This window comes from Agrobacterium sp. CFBP2214, from assembly GCF_030209895.1.
GTDB classification, from domain to species: Bacteria; Pseudomonadota; Alphaproteobacteria; order Rhizobiales; family Rhizobiaceae; genus Agrobacterium; species Agrobacterium radiobacter.
Window position 1 is genome coordinate 377,905 of sequence record NZ_JARVRC010000004.1, and the last position, 14,267, is coordinate 392,171.

The following is a 14,267-nucleotide window of genomic DNA, read 5'->3' on the forward strand; positions in this document are numbered from 1 at the left end:
GCTCAAATATCGAAGAACACGGTTTCGCCTTCGCCCTGAAGGCGGATATCGAAACGATAGACGTTACCTTGCTCCTTCTGGGCGACAAGCGTGGCGATGCGGCTCTTCTGCTCAACACGGGCAAGAACCGGATCGGCGGCGTTGGCCTCCTGTTCTTCCGGGAAATACATGCGGGTCTGAAGGCCGATATTGATGCCGCGTGCGACGATCCAGAAGGTGATGTGCGGCGCCATCGGCCGGCCGTCGCGGAACGGCACCGCACCAGGCTTGATCGTCTCGAAAACGAATTCGCCGGTATCCATGTCGCCGGGCGAGCGGCCCCAGCCGATGAAATTCGGGTCGGCCTTGCCGCGCGTTTCGCTGGGGCTGTTGTAATACCCATCGGTATCGGCCTGCCAGATTTCGATCAGCGCGTCTTTGAGCGGCATTCCCGCGCCGTCATAGACCGTGCCGCGCACGCTGATGCGTTCGCCGCGCGCCTTGTCGTTATAAAGCGGGCCGGAACCGAGATCTTTTTCGAACACGCCTTCGATGCCGACGAAGTTGGGCGTGCAGCCGATATGCACATAGGGGCCGGCCGTCTGCGAGGCGGTTTCCTTGAAATAGTTGAGCGGCTGAACCATGGTCAGTTGCCCTCCATGCGGTTTTCGAAAAGGGTCGAGCGGCGGCCGCGCAGGACGATATCGAACTTGTAGGCGAGCATATCCATCGGCAGCGTCGCATTCATGTCCAGCGGCGCGATCAGTCTTCTGATCGCGTCCTCATCCGGAATGGTCTTGACGATCGGACATTTCCAGATCAGCGGATCGCCTTCGAAATACATCTGGGTAATCAGACGCTGGGCGAAACCGTGGCCGAAGACCGAGAAATGGATGTGGGCCGGCCGCCAGTCATTGACGCCGTTCGGCCAGGGATAAGCGCCCGGCTGGATGGTCTTGAACCAGTAATAGCCGTTTTCATCGGTGATCGTGCGGCCGACGCCGCCGAAATTCGGATCGATGGCGGCGAGGTAGCTTTCCTTCTTGTGGCGGTAGCGGCCGCCGGCATTGGCCTGCCAGAATTCCACCAGTGCGCCATCCACGCCGCGGCCGCGTTCGTCCAGCACCCGGCCGTGCACCAGAATGCGGGGGCCAACAGGCATCTCGCCGGGGCGGGCATAGTTGAGGATGAGATCGTTATCCAGCGGGTTCAGCATGCCATGGCCGAAGACCGGCCCGGTGATCTCGCTCTTGGTGCCCTCAAGCGAAATCAGAGCGCGCTGCGGCGAGCGCAGGATCGAGGTCTTGTATCCGGGTGCATAGGCCAGCGGGTGAATATCGCGGTTGCGCGCGAAGAACGGCCCGGTTTCGGGCGGTTGGTTGCTCATTTTGTCTCCTCCTCGCTGGAACTATCGGCTTTCATACCTGCCAGGGCAAGCTTGGCGATCTTGAAAGCGTGGTTGGCGGCGGGCACGCCGGCATAGATCGCCACATGCAGCAGCGCCTCGCGAATATCCGCTTCGGTGGCGCCGGTATTGGCGGTGGCGCGAACATGCATGGCCAGTTCCTCATCCTGACCGAGCGCGGCGAGCAGGGCGATGGTAACCATCGAGCGCTCCCGCTTCGTCCAGTGGTTGCCGGACCACACAGTTCCCCAGGCGGCTTCGGTGATGAGCTGCTGGAAAGGCTGGTCGAAACCGGACGTCATGGTCTGCGCCCGGTCCACATGGGCGTCGCCGAGCACGGAGCGGCGGGTTTTCATGCCCTGTTCGAATCTTGCGTTCTTGTCGATATGGTCCGCCATCGGTCAATGCTCCGGCAATGTCTTGATAAAAATGGTGGCTGCCTGCGCGTAAGCGAGCGGCTGCTCAAGGCAGGGAATGTGGCCGCAGCCGGCGATGGTGACGAAGCGGCTTGCGGGAATGAGACCCGCCAGCGATTGCACCAGTTCCGGCTGTGTCGAGCCGTCCTGATCGCCCGCGATACAAAGCGCCGGCACGGCGATACGCCCGGCCTCTTCGGTAAAATCCGCATCGCGGATGGCGGCGCAGGTGCCGCTATAACCGGCTTCCGGCTGCTGCGAGAGCATGTTGCGCGCGCCGGCATAGGCGGCATTGTCAGGCTGGCGGAAGGCGGGCGTGAACCAGCGCTCCATGACGGGATCGACCAGCGAGGCGAGGCCATCGGCGGCGATCTTGTCGATGCGGGCATTCCACATCTCGGCTGTGCCGATCTTGTGGGCGGTGTTGCTGAGTATGAGCGCGCGCACCAGATCGGGACGGCGGGCATAAAGCCCCTGCGCGATCAGGCCGCCGACGGACAGACCCCAGATGATTGCGCCTTTCACGCCGAGATGATCGAGCAGCGCGATCAGGTCACCGGCGTGATCGTCGATGGAATAGGGGGCATGCCCGACATCCGAGAGCCCGTGGCCGCGCTTGTCATGCAGCAGATAGGCATAATCATCGCCAAGCGCTTCGATTACCGCATCCCAGATGCGGAAATCGGTGCCGAGCGAATTGATGAAGGCGATGACCGGCTTGCCTGTGTCCAATCCCTTGGCGCGATAATGGATCACGGTCTCGCCGCAGCGCAGAAAATGCATGATGTGCTCCTCCTGCCAAGGATATTGCAAGCGTGTTCCGGTTAAGTAAAATGACATTATCGATGAAAATCATAACCTGTGGATTATATGAGCGATGGTCGATCAGCGTATCAAGTTCCGCCACCTGCAGACTTTCGTTGAGGTGGCGCGGCAGAAAAGCGTCATCCGCGCTGCGGAAATCCTGCATGTCAGCCAGCCGGCGGTGACGAAGACGATCCGTGAGCTGGAAGATATTCTCGGTGTCTCGCTGTTCGACCGGGAGGGGCGCGGCATCCGCATCAGCCGTTATGGCGAGGTCTTCCTGCGCCATGCCGGTGCGACAATGACGGCGCTGCGGCAGGCGGTTGATTCCGTTTCGCAGGAGGCGGCGCGCGCCGGTCCGCCGGTGCGGGTCGGCGCTCTGCCTACGGTTTCGGTGCGAATCATGCCGAAGGCGATGGCCGGGTTTCTGGCGGAGAAAACCGGCAGCCCGGTGAAGATCGTCACGGGTGAAAACGCCGTGCTGCTGGAACAGTTGCGGGTCGGCGATCTCGATCTTGTTGTCGGCCGTCTGGCCGCGCCGCAGAAAATGGCGGGCTTTTCCTTTGAGCATCTCTATTCGGAAAAGGTCCGCTTCGTGGTGCGCACCGGCCACCCGCTGTTATCGCCCGGCCTTTCGGTGTTCGATCACCTGCATGAATATCCGGTGCTGATGCCGACACGGCAATCGGTCATCGGCCCCGTCGTCGAGCAGTTCCTGATCGCCAACGGCGTTCCGGCCCTGCCGATCCGCATCGAAACCGTATCGGACGCCTTCGGCCGCGCCTTCCTGCGCACCAGCGATGCGATCTGGATCATCTCGGAGGGTGTGGTGGCGGCGGATGTGGCGGATGGTATTCTCGCAATCCTGCCTGTTGAGACCGGCGATACCAGCGGCCCGGTGGGGCTGACGGTGAGGGCCGATACGCAGCCCACGCTGCCGCTTTCGCTGCTGATGCAGGCCATCCGCGAGGCGGCGGGCGAGTTGCTGGATGGGAGGCCGGAGGCTGGTTCCTGATACGAGGGGCGGGGGTGGAAAAGTCTGAGAAGCTTTCCTCCGTCATGCCGGACTTGATCCGGCATCCAGCCCCGGCGTGACAGGTGTGGAAACGGTGCAGATAAAAAGCCGCGTGTCTGGTGGACCTCCTAATAGGGAAGCCCGACATAATTCTCCGCAAGCGCGGTCGACGCCGCGCGCGATTGCACGAGGTAATCCAGCTCCGCCTCCTGTATGCGCTGGCCGAAATCTCCGGTATCGGGGAAACGATGCATCATCGTCGTCATCCACCACGAGAAACGCACGGCCTTCCAGACGCGGGACAGCGCCTTCTGCGAATAGCCGTCGATGCCGGCCTCTGACCGGTCGCGGTAAAATTCGATCAGCGCCTCGCTCAGATAATGCACGTCGCTGGCGGCGAGGTTGAGGCCCTTGGCGCCGGTGGGCGGCACGATGTGGGCGGCGTCTCCGGCAAGGAACAGTCGGCCGAACCGCATCGGTTCGCAGACGAAGGAGCGGAGCGGCGCGATGGACTTTTCAAAGGACGGGCCCGTCACCATGGCATCCGCATGATTTTCCGGCAGGCGGCGGCGGATTTCGTCCCAGAAGCGCTCGTCGCTCCAGTCCTCCGGCCGGTCATCCAGCGAACATTGGATGTAATAGCGGCTGCGCGTGTGCGAACGCATGGAACAGAGCGCAAAACCACGCGGGTGGTTGGCATAGATGAGTTCGTGGTTGACGGGGGGCACGTCAGCGAGAATGCCGAGCCAGCCGAAAGGGTAGACCTTCTCGAATTCCTTGATGGCACCCTGAGGCACCGATTTGCGGCTGACCCCGTGAAAACCGTCGCAGCCGGCGATGAAATCGCAATCGATCCGGTGGCTTACGCCATCTTTCTGATAGGTGACATAGGGGCTTTCTCCGTCGAAATCATGCGGCTCGACATCAGATGCATCGTAAATGGTGACTAGGGCGGCCGCTTCGCGCACATCCATCACGTCATGGGTCACCTCGGTCTGGCCATAGACCATTACACGCTTGCCGCCGGTCAGGTCGAAGAGATCGATACGGTGATCGCGGCCGTCGAAGGTCAGCGAAAAACCGTCATGCGGCAGGCCTTCGCGGCGCAGGCGCTTATCCGCGCCGACCTTTTCCATGAGCTGCACCGTGCCTTCTTCCAGCACGCCGGCGCGGACACGGCCGAGGATGTAATCCTTGCTGACCCGGTCGAGAATGACGGTCTCGACGCCTTCTCTGGCCAGAAGCTGGCCAAGCAGAAGCCCTGACGGGCCGGAGCCGATGATGACGACCTGAGTGCGCATTGTTTCCTCCCGAACTTGTCTCCTATCAAGAAATTGCCGAGGGGATGCGGAAAGCTCAATGGACTTTCTGATCCGCAAATTGCACAATCCGACCATTGTGAGGAGGAGCGAAGGAACATGCGGCTTGCTGCAAGCGAAGGTTTGTATGGCGAGGAAGCGGTGCAAGGCACTGATTTCCGCTTTCATTGCGAGACGCTTTTTTCCAGAAGCAGCCTGTACCGCTTTGAAATCGGCCTGCACCGTCACGCTGCCTTTCAACAAATCTTGTACATTTGGGGCGGTGAGGGCGATGCCCTGCTGGATGGCCGCATCGAGGCGATCCGCCCGCCGGTCGCCATTGTCGTCCCGCCGGGTTTCGAACACGGCTTCCGGTTTTCTCGTGATATTGGCGGGGTGATCGTCACCGTGCTGCCGGGCGCGTTGCCGGCATCGGTGCAGGCGCTGTTGCTGCGGAATTTCCAGCGGCCGGTCCTGTTGCCCCTGCGGGATTTTACCGATGGCGAACGCCTGCGCAGCGGGTTCGAACAGATTTCCGCCGAATATGAAACCCGCGAAACAGGCCGGGATGCCATCATCGAAGGTCAGTTCGCCATCGTGACAGCGCTTCTGGCGCGGGCGGCGCGGCCGCTCCTGGAAGGAACCGGCGAAGGCCTTGCGGAGCAGCGTTTCGAACTTTTGCTGTCACTGATTGCGCGCCATATTCGCGAGCCGCAGAAAGCGGAGTTTTATGCGAAGAAGCTCGGTCTTTCCGAGACACATCTCAATCGCCTCGTCCGTTCCGTTTCCGGCCTCAGCCTGCAGCGGCTGATCGCCAGACGCCAGATCGAGATTGCCCAGCAGGAACTGATCTTCACGGTCTCGAGCGTGCAGATGATTGCGGAGGGACTGGGTTTTGCCGATCCGGCCTATTTCAACCGGTTCTTCAAGCGCGAGACCGGCATGACGCCGCGTGCCTGGCGGTTGGCGGAGCAGCGGAAAATGGGGGATTCCGGCGTTCGGCAGGTGCCGTCTCAGACCAGCATTCTTGCCAGTTCGCGCTGAACGGCAAGAAGGGCGGGCAGGTATCGCTCCACCAGATCCTCCATCGAGGCGACCGAGGCGGCAAGCCCGACATTGAGCGCGGCAACCGTCTGGCCGCGCACGCTTTTCAGCGGCACGGCGATGGAGCGAAGGCCGATCTCGACCTCCTGATCGATCAGCGCATAACCGCGATGGCCGGTGGCCTCGATTTCGGCGAGCAGGGCGTCCATGCCAGTAATGGTCTTTTCCGTGCGCGCCACCAGCCGGGAGGCTTCGAGAATGTCGCGCTGCCGCTCGGCTGTCTGCGCCGAAAGCAGAACGCGGCCCATGGAGGTGCAATAGGCGGGCAGGCGCGAACCCGGCATCAGCGCAATCGACATCACCCGCTGCTGCGCGGCACGGGCCACATAAACGATTTCGGTCTCGTCCAGAATGGAGACGGAAGTGCTCTGGCCGATCTCTTCCGACAGTCGGTCGAGCAGCGGCTGCACGATGCGCGGCAGCGGCATGGTGGCAAGACAGCCGGTGCCGAGCCGCAGCACCTTCGGCGTCACGGTAAAGAACTTGCCGTCGTAAGCCGCATAACCGAGTTCAGAAAGCGTGAGCAGGCAACGCCGCGTCGTGGCGCGGTCCAGTCCGGCAATCTCGGCGGCATCGGAAATCGACAGGCGCGGCCGCTCGGCGCTGAAGGCCTCGATAACCCGCAATCCCTTGGCGAGACCGCCCATCATGTCTCTTTCGTTGACGGCCATGTCGCGGCTCCATTTGTGCGATATACGAACAAAAATCATATAACGCACAAAATCCTTGCCGTCGAGGTGGTTTCGGATTTACCTCACGGTCAGGCAGCCTTGCGGGTTCCATCCGTCCGGCTGGATGGAGGTTTTAATGGACAAGACAATCACGAGCGCTGAAGAGGCGCTTTCCGGGATCGGTGATGGTGCGACGATCATGATCGGCGGTTTCGGCGGCTCCGGCGCGCCTATCGAGCTGATCCATGCGCTGATCGACAAGGGGCCGAAGAACCTGACGGTCATCAACAACAATGCCGGCAACGGCCGCATCGGCATCGCCGCGATGATCGACGCGGGCATGGTCAGGAAGATGATCTGCTCCTTCCCGCGCTCGTCCGATCCGCGCGCCTTTACCGACCGGTATCTGGCAGGCGAAATCGAGCTGGAACTGGTGCCGCAGGGCACGCTTGCCGAGCGCATCCGCGCCGGCGGTGCCGGCATTCCGGCCTTCTACACCCCCACCGGCTTCGGCACGGAACTGGCTGAAGGCAAGGTCATCGCGGAGTTCGACGGGCGATCCTACGTACAGGAGCGCTGGCTGAAGGCGGATTTCGCGATTGTGAAGGCCGAGCTTGGCGATACCTATGGCAACCTCACCTACAACAAGGCTGGCCGCAATTTTAACCCGCTGATGTGCATGGCCGCGAAGACCACCATCGCGCAGGTCTCGAAGATCGTCGCCGCCGGCGAGATCGACCCGGAGCAGGTCGTCACGCCCGGCATTTTCGTGAACGGCGTCGTGGAAATCCCCGATCCGCAACAGGAAGAAGTCCTCATTCGCGCCGGAGTAGCCTACGCATGACCACGACCATCGACACCCGCGAAGACATCAAGCTTTCCAACGCCCAGATCGCCTGGCGTGCGGCGCAGGACATCGAGGACGGTGCTTACGTCAATCTCGGCATAGGCTTTCCGGAAATGGTGGCGCGTTACCAGCCGCCCGGCCGTCAGGCGATTTTCCACACTGAAAACGGCATCCTGAATTTCGGCGAAGCGCCGCCGGAAGGCGAAGAGGACTGGAACCTCATCAATGCCGGCAAAAAGGCCGTCACATTGAAGCCGGGTGCAGCCTTCTTTCATCATGCCGACAGCTTCGCCATGGTGCGCGGCGGGCATCTGGATGTGGCGATCCTCGGCGCCTACCAGGTGGCGCAGAATGGCGATCTCGCCAATTGGCGCGTCGGCTCCAAAGGCGTGCCGGCCGTGGGCGGCGCGATGGATCTGGTGCACGGTGCCAAGCAGGTCTTCGTCATCACCGAACATGTGACCAAGAATGGCGAGCCGAAGCTGGTGGAAAAATGCAGCTTCCCGCTGACCGGCGTCGGCTGCATCACCCGCATCTATACCAGCCATGCCGTCATCGACGTGGTGGATGGCCGCTTCGTGCTGCGTGAAAAACTGCCGTCGATGACGTTTGAGGAATTGCAGGCCATGACCGGCGCGCCTTTGGCGGTCGATGGCGAGGTCGTTGATCTCGTCGCCCCGGAACTGTGAGGAAAAACCGATGACCGATGCATTCATCTGCGACTATATCCGCACGCCGATCGGCCGCTTCGGCGGTGCGCTTTCTTCGGTGCGGGCCGACGATCTCGGTGCAATTCCCCTGAAGGCGCTTGTCGAGCGCAACCCGTCCGTTGACTGGGAAGCCGTCGAAGACGTGATCTTCGGCTGCGCCAACCAGGCGGGCGAGGATAACCGCAACGTCGCACGCATGTCGCTGCTGCTCGCCGGTCTGCCGGTTTCGGTTACCGGAACCACCATCAATCGCCTTTGCGGTTCGGGCATGGACGCCCTCATCGCGGCCGCTCGCGCCGTGAAATCAGGCGAGGCGGAACTGATGATCGCCGGCGGCGTCGAAAGCATGAGCCGCGCGCCCTTCGTTCTGCCGAAGGCGGAGAGCGCCTTTTCCCGCAATGCCGAAATCTATGACACCACCATCGGCTGGCGCTTCGTCAATCCGCTGATGAAGGCGCAATATGGCGTCGATTCCATGCCGGAAACCGGGGATAACGTCGCCATTGATTATCAGGTCTCCCGCGAGGATCAGGACGCCTTCGCCGTTCGCAGCCAGCAGAAGGCGGCCGACGCACAGGCCAATGGTCGCCTGGACAGGGAAATCGTGCCGGTGACGATCCCGCAGCGCAAGGGCGATCCGCTGGTGGTATCGAAGGATGAACATCCGCGCGCCACAAGCCTCGAATCGCTGGCGAAGCTGAAGCCGGTCAACAGGCGCGAAGGCGCGACGGTGACGGCGGGCAACGCATCAGGCGTCAATGACGGTGCGGCCGCACTCATCGTCGCATCGGCGGAAGCCGCGAAGAAATACGGGCTGACGCCGATCGCCCGCATTCTCGGCGGCGCCGCCGCCGGCGTGCCGCCGCGTGTCATGGGCATCGGCCCGGCCCCGGCCTCGGCCAAGCTTTTGGCGCGGCTCGGGCTGAAGCAGGAACAGCTTGACGTGATCGAGTTGAACGAGGCTTTCGCCAGCCAGGGCCTTGCGACGCTGAGGCAGCTCGGTATTGCGGATGACGATGCGCGGGTGAATGCGAATGGCGGCGCCATCGCGCTTGGCCATCCGCTCGGCATGTCCGGCGCCCGTATTGCCGGCACCGCGGCGCTTGAACTTTCGCTGACCGGCAAGCGTTTTGCGCTCGCCACGATGTGCATCGGCGTCGGGCAGGGTATTGCCGTGGCGCTGGAGCGGGTCTGACGGGACAGCGGCATTCGGCGTCGTGAGAACGGTGCGAATGTCGCCGTAAAACGATACGAATGCCTGCTGCCGCAGCTTCCTTACGTGTGACAGTGGCCATTCAGGTTACTCGGCAGGTGATTTTTTCGCTCTGACACATCCCAGCCCCCGCATTCCTGTGCTTGTCACAGGAAGCCAGCCGACGCGCGTCTGCGCGGCGGAAGGACTCCTTTCAGCCCAAGGACTTGGGCTGGCTGGATATCTGTGACAAGCACAGAGATGAGGGGAGGAGGCGTGCTGGGCCAAGCAAGCCGGCCCTGCGATGCAGGCCCCGGTCGATTATTCCCTGATAAAGTACTCCACGCCCTTATCCCTTTGCACATGTTGGATTCCATCACCATCCGTGACATGTTTTGCAAGACATGACAGGAATCTTTCCGTCTATTGGGTGCCCGCATGAAACGTCCCACCATCACAGATGTCGCAAAGGCCGCAGGCGTCAGCGTCGCCACCGTCGACCGCGTGCTGAACGGTCGGCTGCCAGTGCGTGAGGAAACCTCCCGGCGGGTGTTCGAGGCGGCGGAGAAGATCGGTTTTCACGCAACCAACATCATTCGCCAGCGCATGCTGGCCGATCTGCCTTCCTATAGTCTCGGTATCATCCTGCGCAAGGAACGGCACGCCTTCTACCAGACCTTTGCCGACGAGTTGGAGCTTGCGGCGCGCAACGTCCGGGATCGCCATCTCAATCTGCGTATCGAATTTGCCCAGTCGGGCGAGCCGAGCGAGCTTGCAGCCCTTTTAACGGGCATGAAGGGCCGTGTGCAGGCCGTGGCGGCCACCGGGCCGGACCATCACGATGTCACTGCCGCCGTGGAGGCCCTGAAGGCGAAGGGCATTCCCACATTTTCGCTGCTTTCGGATTTCGCCCAGGGGGTACGGGAAGCCTATCTCGGCGCCAACAACATGAAAGTGGGGCGCACGGCGGCCTGGATGATCTCGCGGCTGGCGCGCAGCAAGGGCAAGGTGCTTCTGCTGCTCGGCGGTCACCGCTTTCACGGCCATTCGCTGCGCGAGACCGGCTTTCGCAGCTATATGCGGGAATATGCGCCGGAATTCGAGGTGATGGACGCGCTGATCACGCTGGAAACCCGGCGGCTGACCTATGAGCTTGTCATGGACACCATCGCCAAACACAAGGATCTGGTCGGCATCTATTGCGTCGGCGGCGGCATGGAAGGCGTGATAGAGGCCCTGCAGCAGGAAAACCGGCAGGAGAGCATCGTCTGTCTTGTCAACGAACTGACGCCCGAGTCACGTCAGGCGCTGCTGGAAAAGCGTATCAGCGGCATATTCCAGACGCCACTTCGCGAACTATGCACGGACCTCGTCTCCACCATGGTGCACACCATAGAACATGGCATGGCGGAAACGCCGGGGCAGCGGTTTGTGCCCGCCCATCTATGGGTTCCTGAAAGCCTTTGATGGTTTGATGGATTCTATCATAAATTCCGCGTCTCTTTCTATCAGCCTTGATGGTTTCGGCTGGCGCTGACCCGTTGACGCCGGGCGCGGACTGGGAAATCTTGGGCGCATGTGGAACGGGCAGGAGGCTGGTCCACGACACCAACGATGTTTCAGGATTGCCGCACGCCGCAGATGACCGTCTCCGGTGACCGGTATTCCTTTGCCGGTGCGCGGTTGCAGCACGATGTGACGAAGGTTGCGTGGCCGGCTTCTTTTCAAGGGTTTTGGAGGAGAACGACATGAAAAGACATTTAGCGATTGCAACGCTTGCCACCATGCTGGCGACCACCGCGTCGGCTGAGACCATCGGCGTTTCGATGGCCCTGTTCGATGACAATTTCCTGACCGTGCTGCGCAATGGCATGGTCGACTATTCCAAGGGCATGAGCGGCGTTTCGCTGCAGATCGAGGATGCGCAGAACGATGTCGGCAAACAGCTGAGCCAGGTGCAGAACTTCGTCGCCGCCGGCGTCGACGCCATCATCGTCAACCCGGTGGATACGGATGCGACCGTGGCCCTTTCGCAGGCCGCCGCGGCCGCCGGCATTCCGCTCGTCTATGTCAACCGCCAGCCGGTCAATCTCGACAGCCTGCCGGAAAAACAGGCCTTCGTTGCCTCCGATGAAAAACAGTCGGGCACCCTGCAGACGCAGGAAGTCTGCCGTTTGCTGAAGGCGGCCGGCAAGACGGAAGCGAAGGCGGTGGTGATGATGGGCGAGCTTTCCAACCAGGCGGCCCGCATGCGCACGCAGGATATCAAGGATGTGGTGACCACCCCCGATTGCAGCTTCATCAAGCTTGTCGAGGAACAATCCGCCAACTGGTCGCGTACTCAAGGGTCGGATCTGATGACCAACTGGCTCTCTGCCGGGGTGCAGTTCGATGCCGTCATTTCCAACAATGACGAAATGGCCATCGGCGCTATTCAATCTCTGAAGGCGGCCGGCCGGTCGATGGACAGCGTCATCATCGCCGGCATCGACGCCACGCAGGACGCGCTTGCCGCCATGGCGGCGGGTGATCTGGATGTGAGCGTTTTCCAGAATGCCGCCGGGCAGGGCAAGGGTGCCCTGGATGCGGCGCTGAAACTCGCCAAGGGCGATGCGGTCGACAAGAAGGTCTTCGTTCCCTTCGAACTGGTGACGCCGGCGAACCTCAAGAACTATCAGGCCAGGAATTGAGCCATGGCCTCGCCCAGGCGGCTTCTCCGCTCCCGGGGAGCGCCGCCGGGCGGGCCGAACGCGCCGGAGCCGGCGGAATGGCCGGCTCCGGCGACACAGAATGATGCAACCAGCGGCGATTTCCGCGGGAGGAAACCTTGAAAAAATTACTGATGGCGACGGCGCTCTGCATCTTCGCGACGCCGGCCCTTGCCGATACCCGCATCGCAGTCTCGATGACGTCTTTCGACAACCCGTTTCTGACGATCCTGCTCAACGGCATCAGGGCCGAGGCCGGGCGCGATAAAAATATCGAGCTTCTGGTGGAAGACGCCCAGCTCGATCCCTCGAAGCAGCTCAATCAGGTGCAGAATTTTATCGCTAATGGCGTCGACGCGATCATCGTCAATGCCGTTGACGGTGACGCCACGGCGGCGATCACCAAAGCCGCGTCCGCCGCAAAAATCCCTCTCGTTTATGTCAATCATCCTCCGGCCGAACTGGAAACCGGCCTGCCTGATGGTACTGCCTTTGTCGGCTCCAACGAACTCGATTCCGGCACCATGGAGGCGGAAGCGGCCTGCAAGCTGATGGGCGGCAAGGGGAAGGCCGTCATCCTGATGGGGCCATTGGAAAACCATGCGGCGCTGGTGCGCACCAAGGATGTGGAAACGGTGTTTTCCCGGCCGGACTGCAAGATCGAAATCCTCGAAAAGCAGACGGCGAACTGGAGCCGCACGCAGGCGCAGGATCTCGTCTCCTCCTGGCTGACGGCGGGTGTGCAGTTTTATGCGGTGATTGCCAACAATGATGAAATGGCGATCGGCGCCGCGCAGGCGCTGAAGGCGGCGGGCGTTTCCATGAAGGACGTCGTCATCGCCGGCATCGACGCCACGCCTGACGGTCTTGCCGCCATGCAGGCGGGTGATCTCGATATCACCGTCTACCAGAACGCAACGAAGCAGGGCGAAGTATCCGTTCAGACGGCGGTGAAAGCCGCTGCCGGTGAAAAAGTCGAAAAGACCCTCTGGGTGCCCTTCGAACTGGTGATGCCCGAAAACCTCGGGAACTATCAGGCCCGGAACTGAACCGGAGTTTTGGCCGGAATGCTGACCGAATGCCGTCAGCAGAGCACAAACATGGCCGCCCACGAAAAAGCCGGCCAAAAGCCGCGGTCTCCTCTCTCGGACCGCGGCCTCGCATAACCTGCCCGCAAGGGCCTTTCGACAGACAATAAGAGAAGGAAGCGTATATGCGCATCGCCATCGACCCTTTCATGCACCGGCATCTCAGCCTCGAAGCCCTCCCGGCCAAAGTGAAGGAACTTGGTTTCGACTGGATCGAACTCAGCCCGCGCGCCGATTTCCTCGAATGGTTCAAGGCGCCGCGTGTGTTTCCCGAGCGCATCCGGTCCTTCAAGAGGGCTTTGAAGGAGGCCGATGTCGGCATCGCCTCGCTGCTGCCGATGTATCGCTGGGCCTCCAATGACGAGACCGAACGGCAGGCGGCGGTCAAACACTGGAAACGCGCCATCGAGATCGCCATCGAACTGGAGGTCGACACGATGAACTCCGAATTCGGCCGCGGTCCGCATCCCGACAAGGGCTCCTGTTATTGCTGCCATACCGGCTCGATGATCGAGGCCTGCGAGGATGCCTGGTGGCGCTCGATGGAAGAGCTGGTGCCGATCTTCGAACGCGAAGGCATCAGCCTGCATGTCGAACCGCATCCGGAAGACTGGTGCGAGACGCTGCAGCCGGCGCTCGACATCATCCGCACCGTCAATTCGAAGAACGTCAAATTCCTCTATTGCGCGCCGCATACCTTCTATTTCGGCGACGACACCAGGGCGATGCTGCGCGAGGCCAGGGATGTGCTGGCGCATGTGCATGTGGGCGATACCTTCAACCACAAGGCCAGTTCCGGGCTTCGCTACATTCTCAACCCGCCCGGCACGCAGGCGCGAGTGCATCAGCATCTGAATATCGGCCAGGGCGAAGTGCCGTGGGACGACTTCTTCGGCACGCTTTCCGAAATCGGTTTCGACGGCATCATGACCTCCTGCGTCTTCGCCTGGGAGGACAGGGCGGATGAGTCGGGCCGGTTCATGTGTGCTGAGATCAACAATTACATCGAAAAATACCGGAAGTGAGGTTT

15 protein-coding genes are annotated in these 14,267 nt (G+C 61.5%); 9 read left to right on the forward strand and 6 right to left on the reverse strand.

Annotation, left to right across the window (positions count from 1 at the left end; all coding sequences use genetic code 11):
* Positions 1 to 2: 2 nt before the first annotated feature.
* From pcaG to pcaD, 4 genes are read right to left on the reverse strand one after another with little or no spacing between them, the layout of a single operon-like run.
* Entirely contained in the window at positions 3 to 623 is a 621-nt protein-coding gene (gene pcaG, locus QRN60_RS14290) for a protocatechuate 3,4-dioxygenase subunit alpha (protein WP_080864506.1), read from the reverse strand.
* Positions 624 to 625: 2 nt separating this feature from the next.
* On the reverse strand, positions 626 to 1,366 hold the full coding sequence (gene pcaH, locus QRN60_RS14295) for a protocatechuate 3,4-dioxygenase subunit beta (protein ID WP_003505508.1): 741 nt from the start codon (positions 1,364 to 1,366) through the stop codon (positions 626 to 628).
* Entirely contained in the window at positions 1,363 to 1,782 is a 420-nt protein-coding gene (pcaC, locus tag QRN60_RS14300) for a 4-carboxymuconolactone decarboxylase (RefSeq protein WP_060724453.1), read from the reverse strand. Before pcaC ends, pcaH begins: the two co-directional genes overlap by 4 nt.
* Positions 1,783 to 1,785: 3 nt before the next feature.
* Positions 1,786 to 2,583, reverse strand: coding sequence for a 3-oxoadipate enol-lactonase (gene pcaD / locus QRN60_RS14305; protein WP_111791404.1), 798 nt, complete (start codon positions 2,581 to 2,583; stop codon positions 1,786 to 1,788).
* Positions 2,584 to 2,677: 94 nt separating this feature from the next.
* On the opposite strand from pcaD, the gene pcaQ reads away from it, so the two are divergent.
* Entirely contained in the window at positions 2,678 to 3,619 is a 942-nt protein-coding gene (pcaQ, locus tag QRN60_RS14310; RefSeq protein WP_080864504.1) for a pca operon transcription factor PcaQ, read from the forward strand.
* A 128-nt stretch (positions 3,620 to 3,747) separates the two neighbouring features.
* Here the strand turns inward: pcaQ and pobA are convergent, their stop codons facing one another.
* Positions 3,748 to 4,920, reverse strand: a complete 1,173-nt coding sequence (pobA, locus tag QRN60_RS14315) for a 4-hydroxybenzoate 3-monooxygenase (protein WP_284765667.1) — start codon at positions 4,918 to 4,920, stop codon at positions 3,748 to 3,750.
* Between the two features lie 117 nt (positions 4,921 to 5,037).
* On the opposite strand from pobA, the gene QRN60_RS14320 reads away from it, so the two are divergent.
* Positions 5,038 to 5,961 (forward strand): helix-turn-helix domain-containing protein, encoded by a 924-nt coding sequence (locus tag QRN60_RS14320; RefSeq protein WP_003505515.1) that lies wholly within the window; start codon positions 5,038 to 5,040, stop codon positions 5,959 to 5,961.
* Here the strand turns inward: QRN60_RS14320 and QRN60_RS14325 are convergent.
* Complete coding sequence (locus QRN60_RS14325) at positions 5,931 to 6,692, reverse strand: IclR family transcriptional regulator (protein ID WP_003505516.1); 762 nt, start codon at positions 6,690 to 6,692, stop codon at positions 5,931 to 5,933. The two genes, QRN60_RS14320 and QRN60_RS14325, sit on opposite strands and share 31 nt — an antisense overlap.
* Before the next feature lie 136 nt (positions 6,693 to 6,828).
* On the opposite strand from QRN60_RS14325, the gene QRN60_RS14330 reads away from it, so the two are divergent.
* From QRN60_RS14330 to QRN60_RS14360, 7 genes are all read left to right on the forward strand, one after another.
* Positions 6,829 to 7,536 (forward strand): 3-oxoacid CoA-transferase subunit A, encoded by a 708-nt coding sequence (locus QRN60_RS14330; protein ID WP_111791406.1) that lies wholly within the window; start codon positions 6,829 to 6,831, stop codon positions 7,534 to 7,536.
* On the forward strand, positions 7,533 to 8,228 hold the full coding sequence (locus QRN60_RS14335) for a CoA transferase subunit B (protein WP_080864500.1): 696 nt from the start codon (positions 7,533 to 7,535) through the stop codon (positions 8,226 to 8,228). The genes QRN60_RS14330 and QRN60_RS14335 overlap by 4 nt, the downstream gene beginning before the upstream one ends.
* 10 nt (positions 8,229 to 8,238) lie before the next feature.
* Positions 8,239 to 9,444, forward strand: a complete 1,206-nt coding sequence (gene pcaF, locus QRN60_RS14340) for a 3-oxoadipyl-CoA thiolase (RefSeq protein ID WP_111829593.1) — start codon at positions 8,239 to 8,241, stop codon at positions 9,442 to 9,444.
* A gap of 435 nt (positions 9,445 to 9,879) precedes the next feature.
* Positions 9,880 to 10,908: a LacI family DNA-binding transcriptional regulator gene (locus tag QRN60_RS14345; protein WP_112493844.1), complete on the forward strand. Its 1,029-nt coding sequence runs from the start codon at positions 9,880 to 9,882 to the stop codon at positions 10,906 to 10,908.
* Between the two features lie 281 nt (positions 10,909 to 11,189).
* Positions 11,190 to 12,131: a sugar ABC transporter substrate-binding protein gene (locus QRN60_RS14350; protein WP_113100845.1), complete on the forward strand. Its 942-nt coding sequence runs from the start codon at positions 11,190 to 11,192 to the stop codon at positions 12,129 to 12,131.
* Positions 12,132 to 12,268: 137 nt separating this feature from the next.
* Positions 12,269 to 13,198, forward strand: a complete 930-nt coding sequence (locus QRN60_RS14355; protein ID WP_112998125.1) for a substrate-binding domain-containing protein — start codon at positions 12,269 to 12,271, stop codon at positions 13,196 to 13,198.
* Positions 13,199 to 13,362: 164 nt separating this feature from the next.
* Entirely contained in the window at positions 13,363 to 14,262 is a 900-nt protein-coding gene (locus QRN60_RS14360; protein ID WP_129565290.1) for a sugar phosphate isomerase/epimerase family protein, read from the forward strand.
* Positions 14,263 to 14,267: the final 5 nt, after the last annotated feature.

Coding starts and splice junctions, on each gene's coding strand:
- pcaG (WP_080864506.1), bottom strand. CDS start 623: ATGGTTCAGCCGCTCAACTATTTCAAGGAAACCGCCTCGCAGACGGCC.
- pcaH (WP_003505508.1), bottom strand. CDS start 1,366: ATGAGCAACCAACCGCCCGAAACCGGGCCGTTCTTCGCGCGCAACCGC.
- pcaC (WP_060724453.1), bottom strand. CDS start 1,782: ATGGCGGACCATATCGACAAGAACGCAAGATTCGAACAGGGCATGAAA.
- pcaD (WP_111791404.1), bottom strand. CDS start 2,583: ATGCATTTTCTGCGCTGCGGCGAGACCGTGATCCATTATCGCGCCAAG.
- pcaQ (WP_080864504.1), top strand. CDS start 2,678: ATGGTCGATCAGCGTATCAAGTTCCGCCACCTGCAGACTTTCGTTGAG.
- pobA (WP_284765667.1), bottom strand. CDS start 4,920: ATGCGCACTCAGGTCGTCATCATCGGCTCCGGCCCGTCAGGGCTTCTG.
- QRN60_RS14320 (WP_003505515.1), top strand. CDS start 5,038: ATGCGGCTTGCTGCAAGCGAAGGTTTGTATGGCGAGGAAGCGGTGCAA.
- QRN60_RS14325 (WP_003505516.1), bottom strand. CDS start 6,692: ATGGCCGTCAACGAAAGAGACATGATGGGCGGTCTCGCCAAGGGATTG.
- QRN60_RS14330 (WP_111791406.1), top strand. CDS start 6,829: ATGGACAAGACAATCACGAGCGCTGAAGAGGCGCTTTCCGGGATCGGT.
- QRN60_RS14335 (WP_080864500.1), top strand. CDS start 7,533: ATGACCACGACCATCGACACCCGCGAAGACATCAAGCTTTCCAACGCC.
- pcaF (WP_111829593.1), top strand. CDS start 8,239: ATGACCGATGCATTCATCTGCGACTATATCCGCACGCCGATCGGCCGC.
- QRN60_RS14345 (WP_112493844.1), top strand. CDS start 9,880: ATGAAACGTCCCACCATCACAGATGTCGCAAAGGCCGCAGGCGTCAGC.
- QRN60_RS14350 (WP_113100845.1), top strand. CDS start 11,190: ATGAAAAGACATTTAGCGATTGCAACGCTTGCCACCATGCTGGCGACC.
- QRN60_RS14360 (WP_129565290.1), top strand. CDS start 13,363: ATGCGCATCGCCATCGACCCTTTCATGCACCGGCATCTCAGCCTCGAA.